Below are 26,390 nucleotides of genomic sequence, written 5' to 3'. Positions count from 1 at the left end.
CCGCGCTGGCCGTCGGTGCCGCGCAGGCGGTCCGTGGCGTCGGTGACGCGGCCGTCGGTGTGGTTCGTGGTGGTGTTGGTGTCCACGCGGTGGGTCTCGTGGACGGGCTGCTGGCGCACGGGGGTCTCGTGCTTCTTCTTGCGGCCCAGGAGGCCGCCGAGGCCGAGGAGGCCCAGCAGGCCCCAGAGGCCCCAGTCGCCGTTGTCCTCGTCGCGCGGCTGCTCCTCGCGCTCGGCCGGAGCCGGGGAGGTGGTCTGAGTGGTGGCGGTGGGCGTGGCCGGCGCGGTGGTCTGGGCGGTGGCGGCGGGGACGCCGGCACCCATCAGCACGGCGGCGCTCAGGGTCAGGGCGGTGGCGGTCTTGCGGAACTGCATGGTGCTCCTCTCGCGGACGTCGCTGCGTCCAACTCTGGGTGATGCACCCCGGGAGGCGCCCGAGGCGTTGCTCGACGAGCAACAGGGGCTCACGTTACGCACTTCCCCGGTCAAAGGAAAACCCTTGTCAGGCCGCATTGTTGCGTGATGTTTCACGTGACGGCCGTTCCAGCGACCGCCGCCCGCGTCAGGACTCGACGGGGCGGATCACGTAGCCGGCGCCGCGCACGGTGTGGATCATCGGCTCGCGGCCGGCGTCGATCCGCTTGCGCAGGTAGGAGATGTAGAGCTCCACGATGTTCGCGCGGCCGCGGAAGTCGTAGCCCCACACGTCCTGCAGGATGCGCTCCTTGGAGAGCACCGTGCGCACGTTGGCCATGAGGAACTTCAGCAGGTTGAACTGCGTGGCGGTGAGCTGGATCAGGTCGCCGCCGCGGGTCACCTCGTGGGTGCGGGTGTTCATGATGAGGTCGCCCACCACGAGCTCCTCGCCCGAGACCGCGGCCAGGCCGGAGCGCTGCACGATCCGGTGGGCGCGCAGGAGCACCTCCTCCACGGCGAAGGGCTTGGCGACGACGTCGTCCGCGCCGGCGGACAGCGCCGCGATGCGGTCCTCGGACCCGGCCTGGGCGGTGAGGACCAGGACCGGCAGGTCGGCCCAGTGCGCGCGCAGGCGCGCGAGGACCTGAAGGCCGTCCATGTCCCGCAGCTGCGTGTCGAGGATGACCAGGTCGGGGCGGCGCCGGGTGCCCTCCTGGACGCCCATGGCGCCGTCGCGGGCCACCTGGGTCTCCCAGCCGCAGAGGGAGAAGCCCATGGAGAGCAGGTCGGCCACGAGCGGCTCGGCGTCCACCACGAGGGCGCGGACCGAGGAGCCGTCCGGGTGGGCCAGGTCGGGGAGGACCTGACGCAGCTCGGACATGGAGGCGGGGGAGACGGTGTGCTGGGAAGTGCTCACAGGAGCGGGTCCCTTCATGATCGCTGACAGTGGTCCGCACCCTGCCGGGACGCCGCTGCCGTGGACCTCCGGTGAGAAGGGCGGCGGCGCGGGTGTGCCCCGCGGGTGGCAGGACGGCGCGAGGCGCGGAGGGGATGGGACCGCCCCCGCACCGTCCAGCTCGGCGTCGGAGGCATCCCCATGGGGACGCTCCACACCGTGAGTGGATCGTCATGCTACTCCGCAGATGCTCAGATTACGGTGAGGGCCACCTCATTGAGATCCGTCATAGAGGCTGGTCAGTGCACCGGCTTCATGGCCCAGTGCACGGCCAGCGTGCCGAACATGAACAGCTCGTGCCCCACGTTCACGAACCCCGCATCCGCGAACAGGTCCGCCACCTCCTCCGGGGTGCGGAACGCCTTCGTGGAGGAGGAGAGGTACTCGTACGCCTCGGGCTGGTCCGCGATCAGCCGCGCCAGACGCGGCATGACCCGGTGGATGTAGAAGCTGGAGAAGGGCTTGACGATGTTGTCCGGCGCCGGAGAGGTCTCCAGGGCGGCCACCCAGCCGCCGGGGCGCAGGACCCGGAACTGCTCGGCGAGGGTGGCGGGGATGTCCGCCACGTTGCGCAGCAGGTAGCCATGGGTGATCGAGTCGAACTCCTCGTTCGCGAAGGGCAGGTCCATGGCGTCCGCCACGACCCACTCCACACGGTCCCCGCCCTTGCGGCCCCTGCCCACCTCCATCATCTCGGGCGCGAAGTCCGCCCCCACCACGTCGGCGTCCGGGTGCCGCCTGAGGATCTCGAGGGCCAGGTCCCCCGTCCCCGTCGCCAGGTCCAGCACGCGCGCGCCGACGCCGGAGGGGATGTTGGCGCGTTCCACGGTGCGGCGCACCAGGCGCGGCTCCTGGCCCCACGTCATGACGGCGTTCATCAGGTCGTACCGGCCGGCGACGGCGTCGAACATCGAGGCCACGCGGGCGCCGTGGTCCGCGTCGGGGGACGGGGCGGCGGAGGCGGGGCGCGGCAGGGGGGAGGTCTCACTCACCCCTCCACGGTAGCGGGCGCACTGCGTTTGTGCCGTGGACTTAGGTTGGGCTAACCTCCCGGATTAGCGCATACGCGCGTCACCTAATCGACCCGTCCGTGCGACGGCATCTCTCGAGAGGCCCCCATGCCCCAGCCCCTGTCCCGCCGCTCCGCCCTCGCCGCCGGCGGCTCCGGCCTGGCCCTGCTGCTGGCCGGCTGCTCCACCGGACCCGCCGGATCGTCGTCGTCCTCCTCCGCGCCCGCCCCGACCTCCGGATCCGCGGACGCCGGCGCCTTCCCCGTGAGCGTGGAGCACGTCTACGGCACCACCGAGATCCCGGCCCGGCCGACGCGGGTGGCCACCGTCTCCTGGGTCAACCAGGACGTGGCCCTGGCCCTGGGCGTGGTGCCCGTGGGCATGGCCGCCGTGGAGTTCGGCGGCAACGAGCGCAGGTCCACGGACTGGTTCGACGCGAAGCTGGAGCAGGTCGGCGGGGAGTTCCCCGCCCTGTGGTCCGAGGCCTCCGGGATCGACGCCGAGGCGATCGCCGCCGTGCAGCCGGACGTGATCCTGGCCGTGTACTCCGGCATCACCCAGGAGGACTACGACCGCCTCTCCAAGATCGCCCCCACCGTGGCCTACCCGAAGGACGTCCCGGCGTTCGGCACCTCCTGGCAGCAGTCCACGGAGATCGTCGGCCGCGTCCTCGGCAAGGAGCAGGAGGCGAAGGAGCTCGTGGCGGACCTGGAGCGGCAGGTGGCGGACGCCGGGCGGAAGCACGCCGAACTCCAGGGCACCACATTCGTCTACGGCACCGTGGACCCGGCCGCCGCGGACCAGATCAGCATCTACACGGACACGGACAACCGCCCGAAGTTCCTGGAGCTGCTGGGCATGGAGCAGGCCCCCGTGGTGACGGAGAACTCCCCGGAGGACGACGCGTTCTTCTTCACCTGGTCCCCCGAGCGCGCGGACGAGCTGGACTCGGACGTGCTGGTCTCGTGGGCGCAGTCCGAGGACGTGCGCCGGGCCATCGAGGAGGATCCCCTGCTGTCCGCCATCCCCGCGGTGGAGGACGGCGGCCTGGTGCTGCAGACGGACCAGCAGCAGGTGCTGTCCGTCTCCGCGATCTCCCCGCTGTCCCTGCCCTACGCGCTCGCGGAGGTCGTCCCGCCGATCGCCGAGGCCGCCAAGGCCGCGAAGGGCTGACCCTCCCCCCATGGCCCCCCGCTCCCCCGTCCTCCCGGGCCCGCCGCCCGCCCACCCGGTGCCCCTGCCCCGCGGCGTGCCCGCCGCCGGCCGCTCCGGCGTCCTGACGGGCCTGCTGCCGCTGGCGCTGCTGCTGGTCGCGGCCGTGGCCTCCGTGGCGTTCGGCGCCCGGACGGTCCCGGTCGGCACGGCGCTGGAGACGCTCGGCGCCCTGCTCGGGGGCGCCCCGGCGCCCGCGGGGATCGACGCCGCGGCGGTGGCGTCCCGCGTCCCGCGCACCGTGACCGCGGCGCTGGTGGGCGCCGCGCTGGCGGTGGGCGGGGCCGCCCTGCAGGGCGCCACGCGCAATCCGCTGGGCGACCCCGGCGTGCTGGGGCTGTCCGCGGGGGCGGCCCTGCCCGGGGCGGCGGGCCTGGCCGCGGGTGTGGCCTCGCCGGTGCCGGCCGTGATGCTCCGGGCCACCGCCGGCACGCTGGCGGCCGCCGTGCTGGTCTACGCGGTGGCGGGCGCCGCGGCCCGCGCGGCCGGCACCCCGGGCGCGCCCTCGCCCGTGGCCCTGGTGCTGGCCGGGGCGGCGGTGACGGCGGGCGCCACCGCGCTGACCACCGCCCTGCTCGTCCTCTCCCCCGTGGTGCGGGACCGCCTCCGCTTCTGGACGGTGGGCTCGGTGGCGCGCACCGACCTGTCCGACGCGCTGCTGCTGGCGCCGGTCGTCCTGGTCGGCGTGCTCGTCGCGGTGGCCGCCGCCCCGGGCCTGGACGCGATCGCCCTGGGCGACGACCTCGCCCACGGCCTGGGCAGCCGTCCGGCGCGCGTGCGCGCGGTGCTGCTGGCCGCCGTCGTGGCGCTGACCGCCGCGGCCGTGACCCTGGCCGGGCCCGTGGGGTTCGTGGGGCTGGTGGTGCCGCACGCGCTGCGGCGGCTGCGCCCGCCCACCACGCCCGCGCTCCTGGCGGGCTCGGCCCTGTGGGGCGCGGTGCTGGTGGTGCTCGCGGACCTGGCCGGGCGCCTGGTGGTCGCCCCGGCGGAGATCCACCTGGGCGTCACCACGGTGCTGCTCGGCGTGCCCGTGCTGCTGGTGCTGCTGCGACGGACGGGGGTGGGGTCGTGAGCCGGTCCGCCGTCGACGCCGTCGCGCACCTGCGCCGGGCCGCGGCCCGGCGCACCCTGCTCGCCTGCGGGGGCCTGGCCGTGCTGCTGGCGGCGCTGATGCTGCTGCGCGTGGTGTGGGGCACCTACCAGGTGACCGTCCCGGACCTGGTGCGGATCCTAGGCGGCGAGACGATCCCGGGGGCCGGCTTCATCGTGCTGGAGGAGAAGCTGCCGCGGGCCGTGGCGGCGGCCCTGACCGGCGTCGCCCTGGGAGCGGCGGGCGCGCTGTACCGGCGCACGCTGCGCAACCCTCTGGCCGCCCCGGACATCCTGGGCGTGACCTCGGGGGCGGCCGCCGCCGTCGTGCTGGGCACGGCCGCAGCAGCCGGGCAGGTCGGGGGCGCCTCGGAGCTGGCGCGGGCCGCACTGGCCCTGGCGGGTGCGCTGGCGGCCGCGGCGGCGGTGTTCGCGGCCGCGCGCTCCGTGGGCGGCGAACGGTTCGTGGTGGCCGGCATCGCGGTGGCGGCGGCGGGCCAGGCCATGGTGGCCGGGATGCTGCTGAGCCTGTCCCAGAACGACCTGCAGGCGGCCACGGTGTGGCTCGCCGGCAGCCTCAACGGCGTGACGTGGGGGCGGATCGGCCTGCTGGCCGCCGTGATCGCGGCGGCGCTGCCCCTGGCCGGATGGCTGCACGGACGGCTCGCACCGGCGGACCTGGGACCGGACATGGCCCACGCTCTGGGCGCGCGGCCCAGGCCGACGTCCGCGGGGGCGCTGGCGTTGGGCGCCGTGCTGGCGGCGGCGGCCACGGCCGCCGTGGGCCCCCTGGCGTTCGTGGCGCTGCTGGCCACGCCCGTGGCGCGCGGGCTCACCCGCGGCCGCGCGTCGGTGTCCGCGGCCGCGCTGAGCGGCGCCGTGATCGTGGTGCTGGCCGACCTGCTCGCGGCGGAGGCGGTGGGCCTGCTGGCCGACGGCGCCGCCCTGCCCACCGGCGTGCTGACCGGCGCGGCCGGCGCCCCGCTGATGCTCTGGCTGCTGCTGCGCCCGAGCCGGACGACTGGAGACGTGATCCGAGCATGAGCATCGACGATATGGACCGCGCCGCGCCGCACCCCCTCGCGGACGCCGGCGGCCAGGCCGGGACGCCCCCTGCCGTCCGCCTGCGCGGCGTCGAGCTGGGCTACGGCCCCGCGTCCGCCCCGCCCGTGGTGGGTCCCCTGGACCTGGACCTGCCCGCCGGGAGGGTGACGGCCGTCATCGGGGCGAACGGCTGCGGCAAGTCCACGCTGCTGCGCGGCCTGACCCGTCAGCTGCCGCTGCGGGCCGGGTCCCTGGAGGTGCTGGGCGCGGACGCCGCCGCGGCGTCCGCGCGGGACTACGCGCGCACCGTGGCGCTGCTCCCCCAGCACCCCGTGGCGCCGGAGGGCATGACGGTGGCGCAGCTGGTGGAGCGCGGCCGGCACCCGCACCGCGGCCTGTTCGGCGGCCGGGCCTCGGGCGACGACGCGGCGGTGGCCGAAGCGCTCCAGCGCACCGACCTGACGGGACTGGCCGGGCGGGAGGTGGCCACGCTCTCGGGCGGGCAGCGCCAGCGCGCGTGGCTGGCCCTGGTGCTGGCGCAGCGCACCCCCGTGGTGCTGCTGGACGAGCCGACCAGCTACCTGGACCTCAGCCACCAGGTGGAGGTCCTGGACCTGGTGCGGCGACTGCCGGACCCCACCGGGGCGGGCGAGCGGGCCACCGTGGTGGCCGTGCTGCACGAGCTCAACCTGGCGGCGCGCTCCGCGGACCACGTGGTGGCCATGGCGCACGGGCGGGTGGCCGCGCAGGGCACCCCGGAGGAGGTCATCGTGCCGGAGGTGCTGTCGGCGGTGTACGGACTGGACGCGGACGTGGTGGCGGACCCGCTGCTCGGCCACCCCGTGGTGCTGCCCCGAGGGAAGGGAGACCGCGGATGAGCGCGGAGGCGATGTTCGTGGCGCGCACCCGGGTGGTGTCCACCAGCCAGCCGTGCCGGGGGTTCCGGCGGATCGTGCTGGCCGGAGCGGACCTGGAGCACGCCAGTGCGGACCTGCTCGGCACCCTGCCGCCGGGGGTCCCGGACCTGCACGCGATCTACCACGGCAGCCGGCCGCGGCGGGACGCCTACCTGAAGGTGCTGGTGCCGCCGCCGGGCGGGGTGTCCCCGGACCCGGACCTGTCCGAGGGGTTCCGGGCGGGGTTCACGGCGCTGCCGGAGGAGGAGCGCGGCTGGATGCGCACGTACACGGTGCGCTCGGCGGGGCGGACCCGCGTGGACGGCAAGGAGGTGCCGGCGCTGACCATCGACGTCGTGCTGCACGGGGACCCGGAGGACACCCGGGACCCGCACCAGGGCCCGGGCCTGCGGTGGGCGCGCACGGTGGCGGCCGGCGAGTCCGTGAACGTGCTGGTGCCGAGCGCCGGGGCCCCGGCGTGGGCGGGCTGGCGGGACACGGGGGCGAGGCGGGTGCTGGCCGTGGGGGACGCGACGGCGGCCCCGGCGCTGGTGTCCGTGGCGGAGGAGCTGGCGGACCCGTTCGGCGGGTTCGACGGCGAGGCGGACATCGTGCTGGAGCTGGACCCGGACGTGGAGCTGGGCGACCTGATCGCGGGGCGCCTGGCCGTGCCGGAGCCGTGGGACGAGTCCCGCCCCCTGGACGTGGCCGAGCACGGCCGGGTGCGCCTGCACGTGGGCCGCACGCCCGTGGCGGGACACGACGACGGCGCCCGGCCGGGCGCCGACGCGGCGGACGGCCTGACGACCGGGGCGTGGGCGCTGCGCCGCCTGGCCGCGCTGCTGGGCGTGGGGCGCGGCCAGGACGTGGCGGCGGAGGCCCCGCCCGCCGAGGGGGAGGCCCGCGAGTGGACCCTCGCGGAGCTGGAGCCCGTGACCGGCGACGAGCGCCCGGACACCTACGCGTTCCTGGCCGGGGAGTCCGGCATGGTGCGCGCCCTGCGCCGGCTGGCCGTGGGCGAGGGCGGCATCCCCAAGAAGAACGTGAGCTTCATGGGGTACTGGCGGCGGGGCCAGGCGGAGAGCTGACGGGCTGGCGGAGACGGCGGCCGCGTGCCAGGAGGCCAACGCGTGAAGCGCTTCTTGACCTGCCGGGACTGGCACGGCCGGCCGTTCATCTGGAAATCGGACAAATATCTGACCTGCAGTGGTTTCCCCTCGATGCACTGCCCGCCCCCATGCCGGGCTGCGAGCGAGCCGTCGTGGAAAACATGCAAGACAAGAAGCTCTACCTGGATACCGCTTTCGGGTTCGACGGGCGCGCAGCGGACTAAGGAAGACAAGCGTCCCACCGCCGGTGCAACCCGGACGTGCGACACTGCACAGGACTCACCCGCTCACCGATGAGATGAGGCCCCGATGGCCCCGCAGTTCACCCCCGTCGAGCGAAAGAAGGCGGCCAAGGCCTTCGCCGCGAAGTGGGCCGGCCGCGGCTATGAGAAGGGCGACACCGCCTCGTTCTGGCTCGAGCTCCTCCGCGACGTGGTCGGCGTGAAGACGGCTGTCACCTATGGGTGCATCAGTCCCTGTCGCGATCACCGTTGAAGTCAACCGCACGATGCCCCACCGGTCCGGAATATCTTGCCCCGCTCCCCCGCTGTGCCGGTCGAGAGGCCCGGCCACCCGGGCCGCACCCGAGACGAAGGAGGACTCCCATGGCGGACGTCCTGATCATCGGCGGCCACGGCAAGGTCGCCCTGCTCGCCGCACCCCTGCTCACCGAGGCCGGCCACACGGTCACCTCGGTCATCCGGAACCCCGACCACGCCGAGGACGTGCGCGCCGCCGGCGCCGAGCCCCTCGTGCTGGACGTGGAGCACGCCTCCCCCGCGGAGCTGGAGCAGGCCCTCGCCGGGCGGGACGCCGTCGTGTGGTCCGCCGGCGCCGGTGGCGGGGACGCGGCCCGGACGAAGGCCGTGGACCGGGACGCCGCGATCGCCTCCATGGAGGCCGCCCGGGCGGCGGGCGCGCAGCGCTTCGTGATGGTCTCCTACCTGGGCGCATCGCTGGACCACGGCGTCCCGGAGGGCCACGACTTCCACGCGTACGCCCAGGCCAAGGCGGAGGCGGACGAGCACCTGCGCGGCACGGACCTGGACTGGACCATCCTGGGCCCCGGCGCCCTCACCCTCGACGAGCCCACGGGTGCCGTGGCCGTGGACCCGGACGTGGCCGAGGGCGGGGACTCCTCCACCTCCCGCTCCAACGTGGCCCGCATGATCGTGGCCGCGCTCGAGGCCCCGGACGCCGTGGGCCGTCAGGTGGAGTTCATCGACGGGCCGACGCCGATCCGCGAGGTGTTCCCGGCCGGCGCGTGAGGCCCGTCCGGCGTCGCCGTGCCGCGGGTCAGCGGGCGGCGAGCCGGCGGTCCACCTGGCCGAGCACGCCCAGCAGCCCGGAGAAGCCCGCGAGCACCACGGAGAGGGCGACGCCCACGCCCCGGTAGCCCATGCGGGGCACGTCCAGGAACGGGTAGGGGTACCAGTCGATCCGGGCGCCGCGGGCCAGCGTGACGGCCGCCCACATCAGCGGGATCACCGAGGCCAGCCCCGCGCGGCGCGCCGTGATCTGCCCGTGCGGGTCGAACGCCGCCCAGACGGCGGGCGCGAGGACAGGGTTGACGATGTGCTGGACGGCGTCGTTGAACCGGTAGAGGGCCGTGTCCTGCTCCATGCCGCGCAGCAGGCCGTTGTACACGATCCCCGTGACCATCACGGAGCCCAAGCCCGCGGTGCGCACCGCCCAGAACGCGTCCGAGGTCGGCGCGGTGCGGCGGGCGGCGAGGGTGAGGGAGGTGGCGGCGACCATCGCGTTGGACAGCCACGTGAAGTACGCCGGCTGGTTCACCGCGTGCTGCCAGCCGGCCGCGAAGCCGCCCCGGTAGCCCACGCCGGGGATCACCATGGTCGGCTTGGACGCCCCGATGGGGAACGAGGTCAGGCACCCGGCCAGCGGCAGCGCCCCGGCGGCCCACCACCCGGCGCGGGCGGCACGGCCGGGCCCGGGATCCCGCGGCACGGCACGACGACGTCGCGCGGCGGGCGCGGACGTCTCGGCGATGCGGCGGAGCCAGGCGGGCATGGGGGACCTCGGCGGTTCAGGGGTGGGATGTCGGGCGACACCCCAGCCTAAGGTGAACAGCCGGTGAACGGAAGTCGTCGGTCGGGTGACACGCCCCACGCTGGGGGCCGGTCAGGCGGCGCCGAGCATCCCGTCGGGGTCGATCACCTGGACGTCCACGCCGTCGGCCTCGAGCCGGCGGATACCCTCGGAGACCAGGTGGCGTCCCACGCGGGTCATGCGGTCCACCCGCTCGAGGCTGAGCACCACGGTGCGGATGGGCCCCTCCTCCTCGCGGACGGCGGCGGCCTCGCGCACGGAGCCGTCCCCGGTGGCGGCGGCCACGGCCAGGGCGGGGTCCTCGTCCTCGCGGGGCACGCGGTCCCCGTGCTCGGCCGCCACGCCCTCGATCGCGCCGAGCACCTCGTCCTCCCACTCGGGGTACTCGGGGCTCTGCCAGTCGCCCGCGGCGGGCTCGGCGCCGGTGCCCAGGTCCGCCATCGCCGTGGCCACGGCCTCGCCGCCGCCGAAGCGGATGACGCCCTGCAGGTGCATGAGCACGGTGTCCCCCTCGCGGCGGACGAACCGCACCACGGTGCCGCCCAGGGCGTCCGCCTCCATGACGTGCAGGTTCAGGTCCTCGGACATGCGCTCGAACGCCAGCACGCCGCGCACCGAGTTGCCGGCCGCGTCCAGCGGCGGGGAGAACACCGCGATCCCGGCCTGGCCGGGCAGGGCGCCGAGCACCGCGCCGGAGACGCCGGACTTGGCCGGGATGCCCACGTGCGCCATCCACTGGCCGGCGGCCTCGTACATGCCCGCCGAGGACATCACGGAGAGGACCTGACGGCAGAACAGGGACGGCAGGACCCGCTCCCCCGTGAGGGGGTGGACGCCGCCGGAGGCCAGGCACGCGCCCATGACCGCCAGGTCCCGGACGGTCACGAGCACGGAGCACTGGGCGATGTACCCGGCCACCACGTCCTCGGCGCGGTCGTGCAGGATCCCATGGCTGCGCAGCATGTGCGCCAGCGCCAGGTTGCGGTCGGAGGCGCCCATCTCCGACTCGTAGGTGGCCCGGTCCACGGTGAGGCGCCGGCCCGCCAGCGCGGACATCAGCCCCACCACGCGGTCGATCCGCTCCTGGCGGCCCGCGAACGGGCCCACCAGCAGCTGGTGCACCGCGAGCGCGCCCGCGTTGATCATGGCGTTGTCCGGGCGCTTGGACTGCTCCTCGAGGGAGAGCTCGTTGAAGGCCTCGCCGGAGGGGTTCAGGCCCACCGCGTCGTCCACGGCCTCCGCGCCGCGGTCCACGAGCGCGGCCGCGTACGCGAAGGGCTTGGACACGGACTGGATGGTGAACTCGGTGTCCGCGTCCCCGGCGCAGTGCACGCGCCCGGTGACGGTGGCCATGGCGACGCCGAGCCGCTCGGGGTCCGCCTCGGCCAGCACGGGGATGTACGTGGCGAGCTCGCCGCCCTGCTCCGCGCGGAGGCGGTCGACGAGGGAGGCGAGGTAGTCCTGCACGGGGTGCTGCATGGGTCCTTCCGGGTGGGCCGAGTCGGCACGGACCGGCCCGGGGCGCACGGGACCGGCCGGCCTAGCCTACGGGCCGGCCGGGGCCGGGAGCGTGACGCCCCCGGCCCCGGCCGGTCGACGGACGGTCTCAGGCCTCGAGGGCCTCGACGTCCTCGTCGATCCACTCGCGGGCCCGGTCCACGGCCTTCTTCCACAGGCGGAGCAGGCGCTCGGCCTTCTCCTCGTCCATGGTCGGCTCCCAGCGGCGGTCCTCCTGCCAGTTGGCGACGACGTCCTCGGTGGACTTCCAGAAGCCCACCGCCAGGCCGGCCGCGTAGGCGGCGCCCAGCGCGGTGGTCTCGATGACCTTCGGGCGGATCACGGGGACCCGCAGCAGGTCCGCCTGGAACTGCATGAGGGTCTCGTTCATGACCATGCCGCCGTCGACCTTCAGCTCCGTGAGGTCCACGCCGGAGTCCGCGTTCATCGCGTCGACGACCTCACGGGACTGGTAGGCGGTGGCCTCGAGGACGGCGCGGGCGATGTGGTGCTTGGTCACGTAGCGGGTCAGGCCCACCATCGTGCCGCGCGCCGTGGAGTCCCAGTGCGGGGCGAACAGACCGGAGAACGCCGGCACCAGGTAGACGCCGCCGTTGTCCTCCACCTCGCGGGCGAGCTCCTCGATCTCCGGGGCGCTGCTGATCAGGTTCAGGTTGTCGCGCACCCACTGGACCAGCGAGCCGGTCACGGCCACGGAGCCCTCGAGCGCGTACACCGGCTTCTCGTCGCCGATCCGGTAGCACACCGTGGTGAGCAGGCCGTTGTCGGAGCGGACGAGCTCCTCGCCGGTGTTGATCAGCACGAAGTTGCCGGTGCCGTAGGTGTTCTTGGCCTGGCCGACCTCGAAGCACGCCTGGCCGAAGGTCGCGGCCTGCTGGTCGCCCAGGATGCCGGTGATCGGGGCCTGGCGGAGCAGCTGGTGGCCGGCGGCGTGGCCGACGACCTCGGAGGAGCTGGCGATGCGCGGCAGCATGGACATCGGGATGCCCATGTCCCGGCAGATGTCCTCGTTCCAGTCGAGCGTGTCGATGTTCATGAGCATGGTGCGGGAGGCGTTGGTCACGTCCGTGACGTGCACGCCCGAGTCCACGCCGCCCGTGAGGTTCCAGATGACCCACGAGTCCGTGGTGCCGAACAGCAGGTCGCCGCGCTCGGCCGCCTCCCGGGCGCCCTCCACATTCTCCAGGATCCAGGCCACCTTGGGGCCGGAGAAGTAGGTGGCCAGCGGCAGGCCGACGCGCTCCTTGTACTTCTCCGGGCCCTCCTCCCCCGCCAGCCGGTCGCAGATCTTCTGCGTGCGGGTGTCCTGCCAGACGATCGCGTTGTAGACCGGCTTGCCGGTGCGGCGGTCCCACACGACGGCGGTCTCGCGCTGGTTCGTGACGCCGACGGCCACGATCTCGTGACGGGTGACCTCGGCGCGGGACAGGGCCTGGCCGATGACCTCGCGGGTGTTGCGCCAGATCTCCTGGGGGTCGTGCTCGACCCACCCGGCGCGCGGGAAGATCTGCTCGTGCTCGAGCTGGCCGGTGGACACGATGGCGCCGTCGTGGTCGAACAGGATGGCGCGGGTGGACGTGGTGCCCTGGTCGATCGCCATGACGTACTGCGGGGCGGACATGGGCTCCTCCTTCGAAGCGGGGGTGGGGGTGGGGGTGTGCGCTCGGGTGCTCAGACGAGCGCCGTGGAGGCGAGGCCGGCGAGGACCGCGCCCAGCAGCGGGCCGACGATCGGCACCCAGGCGTAGCCCCAGTCGGAGCCGCCCTTGCCGGCGATCGGCGCCACGGCGTGGAACAGGCGCGGGCCGAGGTCACGGGCCGGGTTGATGGCGTAGCCGGTGGGGCCGCCGAGGCTCGCGCCGATGCCGACCACGAGCAGGGCGACGGCCAGCGGGCCGAGGCCGGAGGGCGTGTTGCCGAACATCAGCACCACCAGCACCAGCACGAACGTGCCGATGGCCTCGGTGACCATGTTCCACACCGGGTTGCGGATCTCCGGGCCGGTAGCGAAGGTGCCCAGGATCGCGCCCTGGTCCGTCTCCGCCGCGTAGTGGTCGCGGTAGGCCAGCCAGGCCAGGGCCGCGCCCAGGAAGGCGCCGATCAGCTGCGCCGCGAAGTAGGCGAGCGTGGTGCCGGGGTTCACGGCGATGCCGGGGGCGTACTCCTCGGCGCCGCTGGCGAGCATGCCGACGGTGACGGCGGGGTTCAGGTGCGCACCGGTCGCGCCGGCCACGTAGACGCCCGCGAAGACGCCGAGGCCCCAGCCGAAGTTGATGAGCAGCCAGCCTCCGCCGTTGCCCTTGGTCTTGGTCAGGATCGCGTTGGCGACGACGCCGACGCCGAGCAGCAGCAGCATCGCGGTGCCCGCGATCTCGTACAGGAAGATCGTGCCCATGGGCGGGCTCCTCTCAGGGGGTGGTGGTCTCGGCCGCAGCCAGGGCGGCGGCGGCGGTGCCGTCGTCGTGGGCGCTCTCGCCGCGCAGGCGGGCGTCGACGAGGTCCTGGTACGCGCGGATCTCCGCGGCGGTGCGCTCGTCGTCCCAGCCCAGCTCGGGGGCCACGAGGGACGCGATCTCCTCGGCCGCCGCGACGCCGCGGTCGCGGACCTCGGTGGACAGGCGCGTGCGGCGCTCGATGACGTCGTCCAGGTGGACGACGCCCTCGGCGCGGGCGGCGTAGACGATCTCGGCGCGCAGGTAGCGCGGGGCCTCGGCGAGCGGGGCGCCCAGGGACGGGTCGGCGTCGATCAGGTCGAGCACGAGGCGCAGCACGGTGCCGTAGCGGGACAGCAGACGGTCCGCGCGGGCCTCGTCCAGGCCGTAGTCGGCGGCGATGCGGTCCGCCTGCGCCTCGATCTCGGAGTAGCCGAGGCCGCCGAGCACGGGGGTGTGCTCGGTGAGGCTGGGACGCGTCGAGTGGGTCTCGCGCACCACGAAGTCCACGACGTCCTCGGCCATGGCCCGGTAGGTGGTCCACTTGCCGCCGGCCACGGCGGTGAGCCCGGGGGACACCTCGGTGACGGTGTGCTCGCGGGAGATCTTGGTCGAGGCGCCGTCGGAGCCGGTGACCGGCTGCAGCAACGGACGCAGGCCCGCGTAGGTGGCGATCACATCGTCGCGGGTGAGGTCCTCCTTCAGGACCGCGTTGGCGTGCTCGATGATGTAGTCGATGTCGTCCGAGGTCGTGGCCGGGTGCGCCACGTCCTCCTTCCAGGGGGTGTCCGTGGTGCCGATCACCCAGTACTCGTCCCACGGGATGAGGAACAGCACGGACTTCTCGGTCTTGGTGATCACGCCGGTGGCGGCGTCGGCGCGGATGCGCTCGCGCGGGACGACGATGTGGGAGCCCTTGGAGGCGAGCACCTCGAGGCCGCCGTCGGCCTCGGCGAGCTCCTGCTGCTCCTGGGTCCACACGCCGCCAGCCAGGATGACGGCGCGCGCGTGCACGTCGAACTCCTCGCCGGAGGTCTCCTCGCGGACGCGCACGCCCTGCACGCGGCCGTCCTCGCCGCGCAGGTAGTCGACGACGGCGGTGTAGTTGGCGGCCAGGGCGCCGTGGTCCACGGCCGAGCGCACGAGCATCATGGCCAGGCGGGCGTCGTCGAACTGGGCGTCCGCGTACTCCACCGCGCCGACGATCTTCTCGTCGTCGAGGGAGGGGAAGGTCGCGGCCATGGAGCGGCGGCTCAGGTGGCGGTGCACGCCCACCGCGCGGCGGCGGCCGAGGGACTGCATGGCGTCGTACATGGTGACGCCGGCGCCGATGAAGCCGCGGTCGATCACCTTGTGGAAGAACGGGAACACGAAGCGCAGGGGGCGCACCAGGTGGGGCGCCGTGTGGGTGAGCAGCAGGTCGCGCTCACGCAGCGCCTCGTAGACGAGCTTGACGTCCAGCATCTCGAGGTACCGCAGGCCGCCGTGCATGAGGCGGGAGGACCGCGAGGAGGTGCCGGAGGCCCAGTCGCGGGCCTCCACGATCCCGACGTCGAGGCCGCGGGTGGCGGCGTCGAACGCGGCGCCCACGCCGGTGGAGCCGCCGCCCACGATCAGGATGTCGAGGGGGGCCTCCGGCGTGGTGGCCCGGAGACGGGCGAGGTGGTCCTCCCGCGTGGCGGCGGAGAGGGGGACGGTTCGCAGGGTCGGCACGACGTGGCGCTCCTTGGGGGTCGACGGGCGTCACCGTTCGGTGACGCGGCCCGCGCAGACTCGATCTCAGGCATTGAGACCCGGTTTCAGTGGGGGCCGTCGTCGATGATGCCACTCCGGGCCGTGGATATCCACGTGGACACCACGCCCACGGCGGAATCCCCGGTCAGGCCTCCCACCACATGCCGGTGAGGTCCTCGGTGCCGTGGGCCGTCACGGGCCCCGTCTCACGGAAGCCGAGCCGCTCGTACACGGGCACGTTGGCGCGCGTGGAGGACTCGAGGTAGATCCCGACGCCGGCCTGCCGCGCGTCGCGCCGGCGGCGCTCCACGAGGGCGCGGGCCACGCCGCGGCCCCGGGCGGCCGGGCGCGTGCCCAGCTCCCGCAGGTACCAGTGGGCCACGCGCGGGCGGGCCCGCTGGCACTCGGCCTCGGTGCGGACGTGGTCCAGGGTGTGACGCCCCATGACCCGCAGCATGCGCGGCGTCGCGGCCACGGTGCCCACCAGGTCCATCCCCCGCGGCGCCTCGGGGCGGTCCCAGACGGCCGCGCCGAGCAGCGTGCCGTCCGCCGGGTCCACGGCCACGTCCACCACGCCGCGGACCTGCCCGTCCCGGGCGGGGTCCGGGCGCAGGGTGTCCCGGACCATCCGGTCGAACATGTCCGCCAGGCGCTCCTGCCGGCGGCTGCGCGGCAGGAAAGAGACGGTGTACGGGTCCGTGAGGAACGCCTCGGCGAGGGCGCCGGCCACGCGGGCCACGGCGTCGCGGTCCAGCCCGTCCGGGCGCAGGGAGGTGACCAGGGGGCGGGGCGGGCGGGCGACGTCGGACATGGGCTCCACCCTAGGCAACGGCGGCGGTGGGATGCTGGGGGCATGACCGGCGCCACGTCCCCCTCCCCCGCCACACCCGCCTCCTCCGCAGCCGCGGCACCCGCGGCGGACGGCGACGTCGTCGCCCGCCTGCGCGCGGAGCTCGGCGACGTCGTGGACACCTCCCCCGCCGCCCTGGAGGCGGCCCGCACGGACCGCTCGGGCCACCGCTCCGCCGCCGCCCCGCTGGCCGTGGTCCGCGCCCGGACCACCGCCGACGTGCAGGCCGCGTGCCGGGCGGCGCACGCCACGCGCACCCCGCTCGTCACCCGAGGGGCGGGCACGGGCCTGGCCGGCGGTGCGGTGGCCGGCGCCGGGGAGCTCGTCCTGGACCTCTCCGGCATGGACCGGATCCTGGAGGTGGTCCCGGAGGACCGCGTCGCCGTCGTGGAGCCGGGGGTGCTCAACGGCGCGCTCAACGCCCACCTGGCCGGGCACGGGCTGTGGTGGGCGCCGGACCCGGCGTCCAAGGACATCTCCACGGTGGGCGGGAACATCGCCATGAACGCCGGCGGCCTGCTGTGCGCCAAGTACGGCGTCACGCGCGAGGCCGTGCTGGGCCTCGAGGTGGTCCTCGCCGACGGCACCGTGCTGTCCCTCGGGCACCGCACCGTCAAGGGCGTCACCGGCTACGACCTCACCGCGCTGATGATCGGCTCCGAGGGCACCCTCGGCGTGATCACGCGGGCCACCCTGGCGCTGCGCCCGCTCGTGCCGGGCGCGGTGCACACCGTGGGCGCGTTCTTCCCGGACGTGACCGCCGGCGCCGCGGCCGCCGCCGCGATCACCGGGGACGGCCTCGTCCCGGCGATCATGGAGCTGATGGACGAGGCCACGCTCGCCGCGGTCCGCGCCCACGCCTCCGACGACGACGCCACGCACCTCCCGCGCAGCGGCGCCTTCCTGCTGGTCCAGGCCGACGGCGAGGGCGCCGCCGCACAGGCCGACCGCATGGCCGAGCTGGCCCGCGCCGCCGGGGGCGACGTGGCGGTGACCGCCGACCCGGTGGAGGCCGACCGGCTCGTGGCTCTGCGCCGCACCGCGTTCCCCGCGCTCGAGGCGCTCGGCACCCCCCTCGTGGAGGACGTGGCGGTGCCGCGCTCGCGGATGGTGGAGATGTTCGCGCGGATCCGGGGGATCGAGCAGGCCACGGGGCTGCGGATCCCCACCACCGCGCACGCCGGCGACGGCAACCTGCACCCCATCCTGCTGTTCGGGGAGGCGTCCCGGGTGGGCGGGGAGGGAGCCGGGGAGATCCCGGAGGCCGTGTGGGAGGCGGCGGGGATGCTCTTCCGCGCCGGCCTGGAGCTCGGCGGCACGCTGACGGGCGAGCACGGCGTGGGGCTGCTCAAGCGCGCGTTCCTCAAGGACGAGCTCGGGGACGCCCAGCACGCGCTGCAGGAGCGGATCAAGGCGATGTTCGACCCGCACGGGATCCTCAACCCCGGCAAGGTGTTCACCCCGGCCCGCTGAGGTGGGTAGCGTCCGGGGCATGAGCGAGCAGACCCCCGACCCGCGCCCGTCGACCCCCTGGGAGGGCAGCATCGAGCTGCGCTGGTCCGACCAGGACGCCTACGGCCACGTGAACAACGTGCGCCTGCTGACCCTCACCGAGGAGGCCCGCGTGCGCGCCTCCCGGGCGTGGGGCGAGTGGAGCGACGACGGCGTCATGCGCTTCGTGCGCTCCATGACCACGGAGTACGACGCCCCCGTGCAGTACGGCCCCGAGCTGACCGCGCGGGTGTGGGTCTCCGCGATCGGCCGCACCTCCTACACGCTCCACCACGAGCTGTGGCAGGAGGGCCGCCGCTGCCTGTCCAGCGACGCCGCCATGGTGGTGGTGGACGCCGACACCGCGCGCCCCGTCCCCCACTCCGACGCGCGGCGCGCCCTTCTCGAGGCCGTCCTGATCGAGCCGGAGGACGGCAGCCAGGACACCGCCGCGGGCGCCTGAGGGACGCCGCCCGATGCTGTGGACGGCCCAGTGCGCTCCCAGGGTGCACCCCTAGGCTCGGACCCATGTCTGGTGACGAGGGACACCCCGCGCCGGAGCCGGTCGACGGCCCCGGCGACCCCGGCGTGCCCGCCTCCACGGCGCTGGAGGCGCTGCAGACCACGCCGCTGGCGGACCTGACCCGCCTGCCGCCCCCGGTGGCCGAGGCCCTGGAGAGCCTGCGCTCGGACGTGGAGCGGTTCGACCTGGAGTACCGCTCCGCCCTGCTGCAGGTGGAGACGCGGCTGGAGACCCTGCAGGACGAGTTCGCCCACCTGCACGAGTACAACCCCATCGAGCACATCACCACGCGCGTGAAGTCCCCCGAGTCGCTGCTGCGCAAGGCGTCGGAGCGCGGGCTGTCCCTGGACCTGGAGGCGCTGCGCCGCGGGGTCACGGACATCGCCGGCGCCCGCGTGATCGTGAGCTTCACGGAGGACGTGTACCGGGTGTTCCGCCTGTTCACCTCCCAGCCGGACATCCGCGTGCTCGAGGTGGAGGACTACATCCGCCGGCCCAAGCCCAGCGGCTACCGGAGCCTGCACTGCCTCGTGCAGGTGCCCGTGCACCTGTCCACAGGCACGCTGCCGGTGACCGTGGAGATGCAGTTCCGCACCATCGCCATGGACTTCTGGGCGTCGCTGGAGCACAAGATCAACTACAAGTTCGCCGGGGACGTGCCCCCGTCCATCACCACGGAGCTGGCCGCCGCGGCGCGCGTGGCCGCGGATCTGGACGGGCGCATGGAGCACCTGCACCACCAGGTGCACGACGTCGCCTCACCGCCCGAGCACGACGACGAGGAGGACTGGCACGGCCACGCCTGAGGCCGCCGTCCACACGTCCTCCACATATGCCGGCCCCTCGTGCACAGGGTTGTCCACACGGCTGTCCACACCTGGGGACAACGGTCCGGGTCCGGTGCCGCGGGGCGGCCCCCGCACGCCCTAGGCTGACTCGGTGAGCTCCCCCGCCGACCCCAGCACCCCCGCATGGGGCACGCTCGTGCGCAACACGGCGCTCGTCGTCGTGGTGATCGCCCTGATCTGGGTGGCGTTCCACGTGCGCCTGCCGGACCTGGAGACGCTGCGCGGACGCCTGGAGGCGTTCGGCTTCTGGAGCGGGGCGGCGTTCACGGCCCTCTACGCCGTGGTGGCCGTGACCCCGATCCCCGTGACCGTCATGGCACTCACGGCCGGGGTGCTCTTCGGCGCGGTCGAGGGCTCCCTGTACTCGGTGGCCGGCGCGATGCTCGGCTCCGCCGCCGCCTACGGGCTGGCCCGGCTGCTGGGGAAGGAGACCGCCCTGCGCATGCTCGGCCGCCACCGGGGCCGGGTGGAGGAGCAGATGGAGGGCGCCGGGTTCCTGGCGGTCCTCACCCTGCGCGTGGCCCCCGGCCTGCCGTACTGGCCGGTGAACTACGGCGCGGGGGCGCTCGGGGTGCCCTTCGGCACGTTCGCCTCCGCGTCCACGCTCGGCTCGCTGCCGGGGCAGGTCGCCCTGGTGGCGGTGGGCGCGTTCGCCGCGCAGCCCAGCGTGCTCACCGGGGCGATCGTGGGCACGGCGTGGCTCGTGGTCCTGGGCATGACCGTGTGGGGGCTTCGCCGGTGGCGCGCCGCCCGCCGGGAGCTGGCCGACGACGCCGTCCCCGCCGAGGGCTGAGCCGGGCTCAGCCCACCGCGCGGCGCACGAGGTCCGCGATCCGGGCCCGGACCTCGTCGGTCAGGGCGGTCACGGCGAAGGAGGTGGGCCACATGGCGCCGTCGTCGAGGGCCGCCGACTCGTTGAAGCCGAGCGTGGTGTAGCGCACCCCGAACTTGCTGCTGACCTGCAGGAACACGACCACGTCCTTGCCCCGGGCGTAGGCGGGCATCCCGTACCAGGTGCGCGGCTCGAGGTCCGGGGCCACCTCGCCGACGATCTGGTGCAGGGCCACGGCGATCGCGCGGTCCTGCTCCGGCATCGCCTCGATCTTCGCCACGAGGTCCTGCAGGGCCTCGGCCTTCTTCTTCCCGCCGCGCTGAGCGCGCAGCTCCTCGGCGCGCTCGGCCATCGCGGCCCTCTCCGCCGCGCTGAAGCCGGTGGACTCGGACATGGGGAGCCTCCTGGGGTCCGTGCGGGCCGGACGCCGCACGGCGTCCGGCGGGATCACGGCCAGGCTAGCGCCCGCTCACGCGACGACGTCGACGCCCATCCCCGTCAGCAGCGCGGCCACCCGGCCGCGGATCTCGTCCCGGATGGGGCGGACGGCGTCCACACCCTGGCCGGCCGGGTCCTCGAGCACCCAGTCCTCGTAGAGCTTGCCCGGGTAGATGGGGCAGGCGTCGCCGCAGCCCATGGTGATCACGGCGTCCGAGGCCTGCACGGCCTCCGGCGTGAGGACCTTCGGGCGCTCGCCGGCCAGGTCGATGCCCTCCTCGAGCATGGCCTCGTGGACGGCCGGGTTGATGGTGTCCGCCGGGGCGGAGCCGGCCGAGCGCACCTCGACGGCACCCCCGGACAGGTGGCGGGCGTACGCGGCGGCCATCTGCGAGCGGCCCGCATTGTGCACGCACACGAACAGGACGGAGGGCCGGTGGGCGTCGCCCGCGGCGGGGGCTGTGCCGGCGGTGTCGGCGTCGCAACCGCCGGCCCCGGTGAGCTCGGCGAGCAGGCCCTGGACGCGGGCCGCCAGGTCCTCACGGATCAGGCGCATGCGCTCGGCGCCCTCGATGCCGCGCTCGGAGGGCTCGTCCGTCGCCCACACCTCCACGGGGGCGGTGCCCGGCCGCTCGAGCTGGGCCCCGGTGCCCACGAGCACCACGCGGTCCACGGAGTCCAGCAGGGACGGGTCGATCGGCTTGGGGTGCTCGCCCTCGAAGGTCGCGCCCACCTCCTCGACGGCGGCGCGCGAGCCCTCGTTGAGCGCGGAGCCGGGGCGCGTGCCCGCGGAGTGGACGGCGACGGCGTCGCCGGCGGCCTTGCGCATCAGGGCGGCGGCCATCTGCGACTTGCCGCCGTTCTTGACGCACACGAACAGGACGGAGGGGCGGTCGGCGGCGGTCATCGTGCGGTCTCCTCGGCGGTGCGGTCGGCGGCGTGGGGAAAGCGGCGGCGCAGCCACAGGCTGACGTACACGAGGCCCACCAGCACGGGGACCTCGATCAGGGGCCCGACGACGCCGGCGAGGGCCTGGCCGGAGGCGACGCCGAACGTCGCGATGGCCACCGCGATGGCCAGCTCGAAGTTGTTGCCGGCGGCGGTGAAGGCGAGCGTGGTGGTGCGCTCGTAGCCCATGCCGAGGCCGCGGCCGACGCCGTAGCCCAGGCCCCACATCACCGCGAAGTACACGAGCAGGGGCAGGGCGATCCGGGCCACGTCCCACGGGCGGGCGGCGATCTGCTCGCCCTGGAGCGCGAAGAGGACCACGATCGTGAAGAGCAGTCCGTAGAGCGCCCACGGGCCGATCCTCGGCAGGAACGAGCCCTCGTAGGCGGCGCGGCCCCAGCGGCGCTCGCCGATCACGCGGCTGAGGAAGCCGGCCAGCAGCGGGATGCCCAGGAAGATCAGGACGGAGCGGGCGATGTCCCACGGGGAGGCGTCCAGGCCGGTCTGCGGCAGGCCCAGCCAGCCGGGCAGCACGGAGAGGTAGAACCAGCCCAGGGCCGCGAACGCGATCACCTGGAAGATCGAGTTCAGGGCCACGAGGACGGCGGCGGCCTCCCGGTCCCCGCACGCGAGGTCGTTCCAGATGATGACCATGGCGATGCAGCGGGCCAGGCCCACGATGATCAGGCCGGTGCGGTACTCGGGCAGGTCGGCGAGGAAGATCCAGGCCAGCGCGAACATCAGCAGCGGACCGAGGACCCAGTTGAGCACGAGGGAGGCCACGAGCAGGCGGCGGTCCCCCGTGACGGAGTCCAGGCGGTCGTAGCGCACCTTGGCCAGCACGGGGTACATCATCACGAGCAGGCCGAGGGCGATGGGCAGGGACACGCCGTCCACCTCGACGGCGGCGAGCGCCCCGCCGAGGCCGGGCACCAGGCGGCCCAGGACCAGGCCGGCCACCATGGCCAGGCCGATCCACGCCGGCAGCCAGCGGTCGAGGGTGGACAGGCGGGCGGTCACGGGGGCGTCCGCGCCGGCCGCGGAGGCCGCGGGAGCGGAGACGGGGGGACGGGGTGCGTGGTTCACGCGGACCTCTCGGCCGAGGGGGTGGCACATCGACGGGCGTCGATGTGTGGGACGGCATGATCCTGGCAGTCGTATCGACGACCGTCAATGCGACAGGCCGCTCGGGGCACTAGAGTGGTCCGCCATGACCGCCTCCGCCCCCGTCGACGCCTGCTGCGCCCCCTCCGGCCCGGGCCTGCTGCCGGCGGAGACCGCCGCGGACCTCGCCGCGGTCTTCAAGGCGCTCTCGGACCCCACGCGCGTGCGGGTGCTCGCCCACGTGGCCGCCTCCCCCGAGGGCACCGTGTGCGCGTGCCACCTGACGGAGCCGCTCGGGATCAGCCAGCCGACCCTGTCGCACCACCTCAAGAAGCTCACCGAGGCGGGCCTGGTGACCCGGGAACAGCGCGGCCGCTGGGCGCATTACATCGCGGTCCCCTCGGCCCTCGACGCCGCCCGCGCGTTCCTGGCCGCCCCGGCCTCCTCCGCCCGCTGACCGCCCGCCGGCCCGGGCCGGCACGAGGACGGCGTCCCCCGCCCGCCCCCTCTGGGCGGGCTCGGAGCGCGGGCGTACCGTGGAGTACGGAAGCAGCACTCCCCCGAGGAGGTCCCGCCATGACGACCGACGTGCCCCCTCCCACGCCCCGGCCTGACGCCGAGGGCCGCGCCTCCGAGCCCCCGCCCCTCTCCGGGTCCCTCCCCCGGATCGGCGAGCACGCGGGCATGCTGGCCCACGGGACAGCCGAGCTGCGGCGCACCTTCGGGCCGACGCTGGGCGAGGACACCGTGGAGCGCGTGGTGGCGGAGTCCCACGAGGAGCTCCTCGCCATGGCCTCGGATCCGGCCCACCGGGAGTCCATCGCGGTGCGGTTCGCCCGCGAGCGGCTCGAGGCCCTCGCCGACGCCCGGGGGCTGGAGCACCGCGCCGTGCCCCACGTGCTGTTCGTGTGCGTGCAGAACGCGGGCCGCTCGCAGCTGGCGGCCGCCCTGCTGGCCGCCCGGGCCGGTGACGCCCTGCGGATCAGCTCGGCCGGCTCCCAGCCCGCCGATCGCATCCACGAGAACGTGGCCCCGGTGCTCTCACACATCGGCGCGGACCCCGCGGACGCGTTCCCCAAGCCGCTCACGGGCGAGGTGCTCGCCGCGGCGGACTACGTCATCACGATGGGCTGTGGGGACGACTGCCCCGTCTCCCCGCATCAGGACGCGCGGGACTGGCCGGTCGGCGACCCGGCCGAGGCCGACTGGGAGCGGCTGCAGGAGATCGTCGCCGAGATCGAGGACCGGGTGGACGCGTTCTGGCGCGAGGTCTCCGGGGGCCGCTGACCGCTCAGGCGGCGCGGCCGAGGCGGGCGAGCACGCGCGTCTGGCGGTCAGCACCCTCCGGCGCCTGCAGGGGACCGGCGAGGATGCCGGGCTGGTAGGCCTGGTCGCCGAAGCTGTCCAGAGCGCGCTCGATCTTGTCCAGCTCGAGGTCCGTGAACCGCATGTCCTGGCCCTGCGAGCGGGCCAGGTCCCAGCGGTGCACCAGCAGGTCGAAGCCGTGGTAGTGCAGCAGGGCCTCGCCCACGGTCATCTCGCCGGTGGCGGTGTCCAGCGCCTGCATCACGAACGTGCGGTCGCCCGCGAGGGCGCTGACGGCGGAGGCGTGCTTGACCCACTGGGTCCACAGCTCGTTGCGGGAGCCGTCGAACACGGGGATCTCGCGCCCCTGGCGGGCGGCGAAGTCGCGCTCGGAGGTGATCACGTGGTCCAGCAGGTCGCGGGCGTTCCAGCCCTCGCACGGGGTGGGCGCCTCCCAGTCGGTCACCGAGCGCACCAGCTGGGTGAAGGGCTCGGCGCAGGCCTTCCAGCGGCCCTCGATCGTGGTCTCGGCGGTCATGCACGTCCTCCTGGTGATGCGGTGCGGGGCCGGGCGGGACGGTCCGTCACCGGGCGTGCCCATTGTGGCCGGTCCCCCGCGCCGGGGCCAATCGGGGTCAGCGTCAGGCGGACGCGGATGCCGGTGCGGAGGGCGAGGGCCGCTCCCCCGGCGGGACGTAGCTCGGGCTGTGGATCGTCTCCGGCCGCGCGTCGTCCACCACGGAGGCGGAGTCGATGAACTCGTCGAGGACGGGGCGGGAGCCGTCCAGGGCCGCGGCCAGGCTGATCCCGTCCACATTGATGCGGGAGCCCCGGTAGTACCCGGGCTCGAGCTGGCCCCAGGCCTTGGCGGAGCCGTCCACGAGGAAGAAGGAGCGGAAGCCGATCGAGCGCAGGTACTCGTACTTGGGGCCGGAGTACGTCTCCGTGCCCGCGATGTCCGCGCCGAACGGGTAGATGAGCATGTCCGTCTCCCCCAGGATCGGCTGGACGTCCGCGATCCACATCTCGCAGTCCGCCTTGAGGTCCGCCAGGTCCATGGCGCCCAGGGACCTGTGGCTCCACGAGTGGGAGGCGAACTCCCAGCCCTCCTCCGCCATGGCCTCCTTGACCCGGCGGGCGGCGGCGATGTCCTCCTGGAGCGTGGGGCTGTCCGCGTACTGGGACGGGGAGGACCGGTAGCCGAGCACGCCGTTGTAGCCGGTCAGGCCGAGGACGCCCTTGGCCCCGGTGAGCGTGAAGTCCGGATGCGCGGCCACGAAGTCGTCGAGCACCGGGACCATGTCGTGCGCGCCGATCTCCGTGTTCCCCGCCGCGTCCGTGTACTCGGTGCGCACGCGCCCGTCGTCGGCCACCACGAGGCGGGAGGCGAACCCGTCCCCTTCCATGTACTCGTAGTACGAGCAGTCGTCGAGGGACAGGATCAGGGGGGTGCGCCCCTCCGGGACCATCAGCTCACGGGGACGCACGACGTCGTCCGCGCCCACCTCGTAGAGCTCGTGCGGGGAGACCAGCACGTAGCCGTGGGTCCACAGCTGCGGCAGGATCCGCTGGAACTCCTCGAGGGTGACCATGTAGTCGAGGTACCCGTCCGCCTTCCCATGCGCGTGGAACGCGCGGTCCGTGTCCACCACGAGGGAATGGAAGAACAGGTGCGGCACGCGCGTGACGTCCGCCCAGGGCGTGGGCGGCCCGGCCGGGGGCGGGCCCGCCGGGCCGGACGAGGCCGGCGCGGGCGTGCCAGCGGTGCTCCCGTCCGGGGCAGCGGACGACGACGGCGCCCCCGCCCGGCCCGGCGCGCACGCGGCGAGCAGGGCGGTCAGGGACAGGGCGGATCCGCCGAAGAGCACGTGACGGCGCGAGGGGGACACGGGATCACCTTCCTGCCGGCCCGGGGCGCATCGGGGCCGACCCTCCATGATGACCGGAGGCAGGCCGCCCCCGCCACGCCCGCCTCGTCACAGGTGCGTCACGATCGCGTCCCCCTGCGGGGCTCAGAGGGCGGTGAGACGGACGTGGTCCTCCTCCGGGTTGCCGCCCACCATGAACCGGCGGGCGCCCACGCGGCGGAACCCGACCTTCTCGTAGAACGCGTTGGCCCGGTGGTTGGCCACGGACGTGCCGAGCCACGCGTGGCCCAGCCCGGCCGCCCGCATCGAGTCCAGGCCGGCGGCCATCAGGGCCGCGGCGGCGCCGGTGCCCCGCGCCTCGGGCAGCAGGTACAGCTTGGACAGGCAGCCCACGCGGGCGTCCGGACCGACGGCGGCCGTCACGGCCGGCTCCTCCTCCGGTGCCAGGTCAGCCATGACGTAGCCGAGGACGGCGCCGGCGTCGTCGTGCCCCTCGGGGCACACCGCCACGTGCACCGCGTGGCGGGGGTCCGCGATCCATCCCGCGACGACGTCCTCGTTGAGGTTCCGGGCGATGTGCTCGTCCTTGGCCGCCTGCGGGGTGGTGGGCGGGCAGGCGTCCGGGAAGGTCAGCGCAGCCACACGCGCGACGGCGGGGACGTCCTCGAGCGTGGCGGGCCGGATGCGGACGGGCGCGGG

At 74.6% G+C, this 26,390-nt stretch carries 28 protein-coding genes and 1 pseudogene; 13 read left to right on the top strand and 16 right to left on the bottom strand.

Annotation, left to right across the window (positions count from 1 at the left end):
* From Q4D18_RS00845 to Q4D18_RS00835, 3 genes are all read right to left on the bottom strand, one after another.
* The coding region (locus tag Q4D18_RS00845; RefSeq protein ID WP_303124843.1) for a WGxxGxxG family protein at positions 1-374 on the bottom strand (374 nt) is incomplete at its 3' end.
* A gap of 187 nt (positions 375-561) precedes the next feature.
* Positions 562-1,296 (bottom strand): response regulator transcription factor, encoded by a 735-nt coding sequence (locus Q4D18_RS00840; protein ID WP_303124858.1) that lies wholly within the window; start codon positions 1,294-1,296, stop codon positions 562-564.
* Between the two features lie 314 nt (positions 1,297-1,610).
* Entirely contained in the window at positions 1,611-2,363 is a 753-nt protein-coding gene (locus tag Q4D18_RS00835) for a ubiquinone/menaquinone biosynthesis methyltransferase (protein ID WP_303124841.1), read from the bottom strand.
* 126 nt (positions 2,364-2,489) lie between these two features.
* Between Q4D18_RS00835 and Q4D18_RS00830 the strand changes: the two genes are divergently transcribed.
* From Q4D18_RS00830 to Q4D18_RS00800, 7 genes are all read left to right on the top strand, one after another.
* Positions 2,490-3,554: an iron-siderophore ABC transporter substrate-binding protein gene (locus Q4D18_RS00830; RefSeq protein WP_303124839.1), complete on the top strand. Its 1,065-nt coding sequence runs from the start codon at positions 2,490-2,492 to the stop codon at positions 3,552-3,554.
* 10 nt (positions 3,555-3,564) lie between these two features.
* Complete coding sequence (locus tag Q4D18_RS00825) at positions 3,565-4,665, top strand: iron chelate uptake ABC transporter family permease subunit (RefSeq protein WP_303124837.1); 1,101 nt, start codon at positions 3,565-3,567, stop codon at positions 4,663-4,665.
* Positions 4,662-5,726, top strand: a complete 1,065-nt coding sequence (locus tag Q4D18_RS00820) for an iron chelate uptake ABC transporter family permease subunit (protein ID WP_303124836.1) — start codon at positions 4,662-4,664, stop codon at positions 5,724-5,726. The genes Q4D18_RS00825 and Q4D18_RS00820 overlap by 4 nt, the downstream gene beginning before the upstream one ends.
* Before the next feature lie 11 nt (positions 5,727-5,737).
* Positions 5,738-6,604 (top strand): ABC transporter ATP-binding protein, encoded by an 867-nt coding sequence (locus Q4D18_RS00815; protein ID WP_303124856.1) that lies wholly within the window; start codon positions 5,738-5,740, stop codon positions 6,602-6,604.
* Positions 6,601-7,710, top strand: a complete 1,110-nt coding sequence (locus Q4D18_RS00810) for a siderophore-interacting protein (protein WP_303124835.1) — start codon at positions 6,601-6,603, stop codon at positions 7,708-7,710. The genes Q4D18_RS00815 and Q4D18_RS00810 overlap by 4 nt, the downstream gene beginning before the upstream one ends.
* A gap of 330 nt (positions 7,711-8,040) precedes the next feature.
* Positions 8,041-8,226: a hypothetical protein gene (locus tag Q4D18_RS00805; RefSeq protein WP_303124834.1), complete on the top strand. Its 186-nt coding sequence runs from the start codon at positions 8,041-8,043 to the stop codon at positions 8,224-8,226.
* A 110-nt stretch (positions 8,227-8,336) separates the two neighbouring features.
* Positions 8,337-8,999 (top strand): SDR family oxidoreductase, encoded by a 663-nt coding sequence (locus Q4D18_RS00800; protein ID WP_303124832.1) that lies wholly within the window; start codon positions 8,337-8,339, stop codon positions 8,997-8,999.
* 28 nt (positions 9,000-9,027) lie between these two features.
* On the opposite strand, the gene Q4D18_RS00795 is transcribed toward Q4D18_RS00800, so the two are convergent.
* The 6 genes from Q4D18_RS00795 to Q4D18_RS00770 form a co-directional block, all read right to left on the bottom strand.
* Positions 9,028-9,762, bottom strand: coding sequence for a Pr6Pr family membrane protein (locus Q4D18_RS00795; protein ID WP_303124831.1), 735 nt, complete (start codon positions 9,760-9,762; stop codon positions 9,028-9,030).
* A 111-nt stretch (positions 9,763-9,873) separates the two neighbouring features.
* A complete protein-coding gene (glsA, locus tag Q4D18_RS00790) occupies positions 9,874-11,280 on the bottom strand; it encodes a glutaminase A (RefSeq protein WP_303124829.1) in 1,407 nt (468 codons plus the stop codon).
* 127 nt (positions 11,281-11,407) lie between these two features.
* Positions 11,408-12,940: a glycerol kinase GlpK gene (gene glpK, locus Q4D18_RS00785; protein WP_303124828.1), complete on the bottom strand. Its 1,533-nt coding sequence runs from the start codon at positions 12,938-12,940 to the stop codon at positions 11,408-11,410.
* A 50-nt stretch (positions 12,941-12,990) separates the two neighbouring features.
* Positions 12,991-13,713: an MIP/aquaporin family protein gene (locus Q4D18_RS00780; protein ID WP_303124827.1), complete on the bottom strand. Its 723-nt coding sequence runs from the start codon at positions 13,711-13,713 to the stop codon at positions 12,991-12,993.
* Positions 13,714-13,726: 13 nt separating this feature from the next.
* Positions 13,727-15,463 carry a glycerol-3-phosphate dehydrogenase/oxidase gene (locus Q4D18_RS00775; protein ID WP_303124825.1) on the bottom strand — a complete coding sequence of 579 codons (1,737 nt, stop codon included), beginning with the start codon at positions 15,461-15,463 and terminating at the stop codon, positions 13,727-13,729.
* 166 nt (positions 15,464-15,629) lie between these two features.
* Positions 15,630-16,295, bottom strand: a complete 666-nt coding sequence (locus Q4D18_RS00770; protein WP_303124823.1) for an N-acetyltransferase — start codon at positions 16,293-16,295, stop codon at positions 15,630-15,632.
* Positions 16,296-16,337: 42 nt separating this feature from the next.
* Here Q4D18_RS00770 and Q4D18_RS00765 point away from each other — a divergent pair, with 42 nt between their 5' ends.
* The 4 genes from Q4D18_RS00765 to Q4D18_RS00750 all read left to right on the top strand — a co-directional run bounded on the left by Q4D18_RS00765 (position 16,338) and on the right by Q4D18_RS00750 (position 19,989).
* The gene (locus tag Q4D18_RS00765; RefSeq protein ID WP_303124822.1) at positions 16,338-17,807 is read left to right on the top strand and encodes an FAD-binding oxidoreductase; all 1,470 of its coding nucleotides are present in this window, start codon (positions 16,338-16,340) and stop codon (positions 17,805-17,807) included.
* Between the two features lie 19 nt (positions 17,808-17,826).
* Positions 17,827-18,288, top strand: coding sequence for a thioesterase family protein (locus Q4D18_RS00760; RefSeq protein ID WP_303124820.1), 462 nt, complete (start codon positions 17,827-17,829; stop codon positions 18,286-18,288).
* Between the two features lie 65 nt (positions 18,289-18,353).
* Positions 18,354-19,154 (top strand): GTP pyrophosphokinase family protein, encoded by an 801-nt coding sequence (locus Q4D18_RS00755; RefSeq protein ID WP_303124818.1) that lies wholly within the window; start codon positions 18,354-18,356, stop codon positions 19,152-19,154.
* 133 nt (positions 19,155-19,287) lie between these two features.
* On the top strand, positions 19,288-19,989 hold the full coding sequence (locus Q4D18_RS00750; protein WP_303124816.1) for a TVP38/TMEM64 family protein: 702 nt from the start codon (positions 19,288-19,290) through the stop codon (positions 19,987-19,989).
* A 7-nt stretch (positions 19,990-19,996) separates the two neighbouring features.
* Here Q4D18_RS00750 and Q4D18_RS00745 read toward each other — a convergent pair whose 3' ends face one another.
* The 4 genes and pseudogenes from Q4D18_RS00745 to arsB form a co-directional block, all read right to left on the bottom strand.
* Positions 19,997-20,422 carry an iron chaperone gene (locus tag Q4D18_RS00745; protein WP_303124814.1) on the bottom strand — a complete coding sequence of 142 codons (426 nt, stop codon included), beginning with the start codon at positions 20,420-20,422 and terminating at the stop codon, positions 19,997-19,999.
* Between the two features lie 75 nt (positions 20,423-20,497).
* On the bottom strand, positions 20,498-20,890 hold the full coding sequence (locus Q4D18_RS00740; protein WP_303124855.1) for an arsenate reductase ArsC: 393 nt from the start codon (positions 20,888-20,890) through the stop codon (positions 20,498-20,500).
* A 234-nt stretch (positions 20,891-21,124) separates the two neighbouring features.
* Positions 21,125-21,373: pseudogene (locus Q4D18_RS00735) on the bottom strand (low molecular weight phosphatase family protein); the annotation flags it as partial.
* A complete protein-coding gene (gene arsB / locus Q4D18_RS00730; RefSeq protein ID WP_303124853.1) occupies positions 21,370-22,434 on the bottom strand; it encodes an ACR3 family arsenite efflux transporter in 1,065 nt (354 codons plus the stop codon). The gene arsB and the pseudogene Q4D18_RS00735, both read right to left, overlap by 4 nt.
* A 190-nt stretch (positions 22,435-22,624) precedes the next feature.
* On the opposite strand from arsB, the gene Q4D18_RS00725 reads away from it, so the two are divergent.
* A complete protein-coding gene (locus Q4D18_RS00725) occupies positions 22,625-22,975 on the top strand; it encodes a helix-turn-helix transcriptional regulator (protein ID WP_303124812.1) in 351 nt (116 codons plus the stop codon).
* Positions 22,976-23,094: 119 nt separating this feature from the next.
* Positions 23,095-23,805: a low molecular weight phosphatase family protein gene (locus tag Q4D18_RS00720; protein WP_303124810.1), complete on the top strand. Its 711-nt coding sequence runs from the start codon at positions 23,095-23,097 to the stop codon at positions 23,803-23,805.
* A 4-nt stretch (positions 23,806-23,809) separates the two neighbouring features.
* Here the strand turns inward: Q4D18_RS00720 and Q4D18_RS00715 are convergent, their stop codons facing one another.
* From Q4D18_RS00715 to Q4D18_RS00705, 3 genes are all read right to left on the bottom strand, one after another.
* Positions 23,810-24,361, bottom strand: coding sequence for a maleylpyruvate isomerase family mycothiol-dependent enzyme (locus tag Q4D18_RS00715; protein ID WP_303124808.1), 552 nt, complete (start codon positions 24,359-24,361; stop codon positions 23,810-23,812).
* 103 nt (positions 24,362-24,464) lie between these two features.
* Positions 24,465-25,712 (bottom strand): polysaccharide deacetylase family protein, encoded by a 1,248-nt coding sequence (locus tag Q4D18_RS00710; RefSeq protein ID WP_303124806.1) that lies wholly within the window; start codon positions 25,710-25,712, stop codon positions 24,465-24,467.
* A gap of 123 nt (positions 25,713-25,835) precedes the next feature.
* The coding region (locus tag Q4D18_RS00705; RefSeq protein ID WP_368389625.1) for a GNAT family N-acetyltransferase at positions 25,836-26,390 on the bottom strand (555 nt) is incomplete at its 5' end.

Origin of the sequence: Micrococcus sp., from assembly GCF_030523875.1 — a bacterium.
Lineage (GTDB): Bacteria > Actinomycetota > Actinomycetes > Actinomycetales > Micrococcaceae > Micrococcus.
This window is presented reverse-complemented; position numbering and strand designations above follow the sequence as displayed.

Excerpts from the sequence above, each read along its gene's own strand:
- Q4D18_RS00830 (WP_303124839.1), top strand. The coding sequence starts at position 2,490 with ATGCCCCAGCCCCTGTCCCGCCGCTCCGCCCTCGCCGCCGGCGGCTCC.
- Q4D18_RS00810 (WP_303124835.1), top strand. The coding sequence starts at position 6,601 with ATGAGCGCGGAGGCGATGTTCGTGGCGCGCACCCGGGTGGTGTCCACC.
- Q4D18_RS00755 (WP_303124818.1), top strand. The coding sequence starts at position 18,354 with ATGTCTGGTGACGAGGGACACCCCGCGCCGGAGCCGGTCGACGGCCCC.
- Q4D18_RS00805 (WP_303124834.1), top strand. The coding sequence starts at position 8,041 with ATGGCCCCGCAGTTCACCCCCGTCGAGCGAAAGAAGGCGGCCAAGGCC.
- Q4D18_RS00725 (WP_303124812.1), top strand. The coding sequence starts at position 22,625 with ATGACCGCCTCCGCCCCCGTCGACGCCTGCTGCGCCCCCTCCGGCCCG.
- glpK (WP_303124828.1), bottom strand. The coding sequence starts at position 12,940 with ATGTCCGCCCCGCAGTACGTCATGGCGATCGACCAGGGCACCACGTCC.
- Q4D18_RS00745 (WP_303124814.1), bottom strand. The coding sequence starts at position 20,422 with ATGTCCGAGTCCACCGGCTTCAGCGCGGCGGAGAGGGCCGCGATGGCC.
- Q4D18_RS00760 (WP_303124820.1), top strand. The coding sequence starts at position 17,827 with ATGAGCGAGCAGACCCCCGACCCGCGCCCGTCGACCCCCTGGGAGGGC.
- Q4D18_RS00715 (WP_303124808.1), bottom strand. The coding sequence starts at position 24,361 with ATGACCGCCGAGACCACGATCGAGGGCCGCTGGAAGGCCTGCGCCGAG.
- Q4D18_RS00840 (WP_303124858.1), bottom strand. The coding sequence starts at position 1,296 with ATGTCCGAGCTGCGTCAGGTCCTCCCCGACCTGGCCCACCCGGACGGC.
- Q4D18_RS00720 (WP_303124810.1), top strand. The coding sequence starts at position 23,095 with ATGACGACCGACGTGCCCCCTCCCACGCCCCGGCCTGACGCCGAGGGC.
- Q4D18_RS00770 (WP_303124823.1), bottom strand. The coding sequence starts at position 16,295 with ATGTCCGACGTCGCCCGCCCGCCCCGCCCCCTGGTCACCTCCCTGCGC.
- glsA (WP_303124829.1), bottom strand. The coding sequence starts at position 11,280 with ATGCAGCACCCCGTGCAGGACTACCTCGCCTCCCTCGTCGACCGCCTC.
- Q4D18_RS00795 (WP_303124831.1), bottom strand. The coding sequence starts at position 9,762 with ATGCCCGCCTGGCTCCGCCGCATCGCCGAGACGTCCGCGCCCGCCGCG.
- Q4D18_RS00765 (WP_303124822.1), top strand. The coding sequence starts at position 16,338 with ATGACCGGCGCCACGTCCCCCTCCCCCGCCACACCCGCCTCCTCCGCA.
- Q4D18_RS00780 (WP_303124827.1), bottom strand. The coding sequence starts at position 13,713 with ATGGGCACGATCTTCCTGTACGAGATCGCGGGCACCGCGATGCTGCTG.
- Q4D18_RS00800 (WP_303124832.1), top strand. The coding sequence starts at position 8,337 with ATGGCGGACGTCCTGATCATCGGCGGCCACGGCAAGGTCGCCCTGCTC.
- Q4D18_RS00825 (WP_303124837.1), top strand. The coding sequence starts at position 3,565 with ATGGCCCCCCGCTCCCCCGTCCTCCCGGGCCCGCCGCCCGCCCACCCG.
- Q4D18_RS00815 (WP_303124856.1), top strand. The coding sequence starts at position 5,738 with ATGGACCGCGCCGCGCCGCACCCCCTCGCGGACGCCGGCGGCCAGGCC.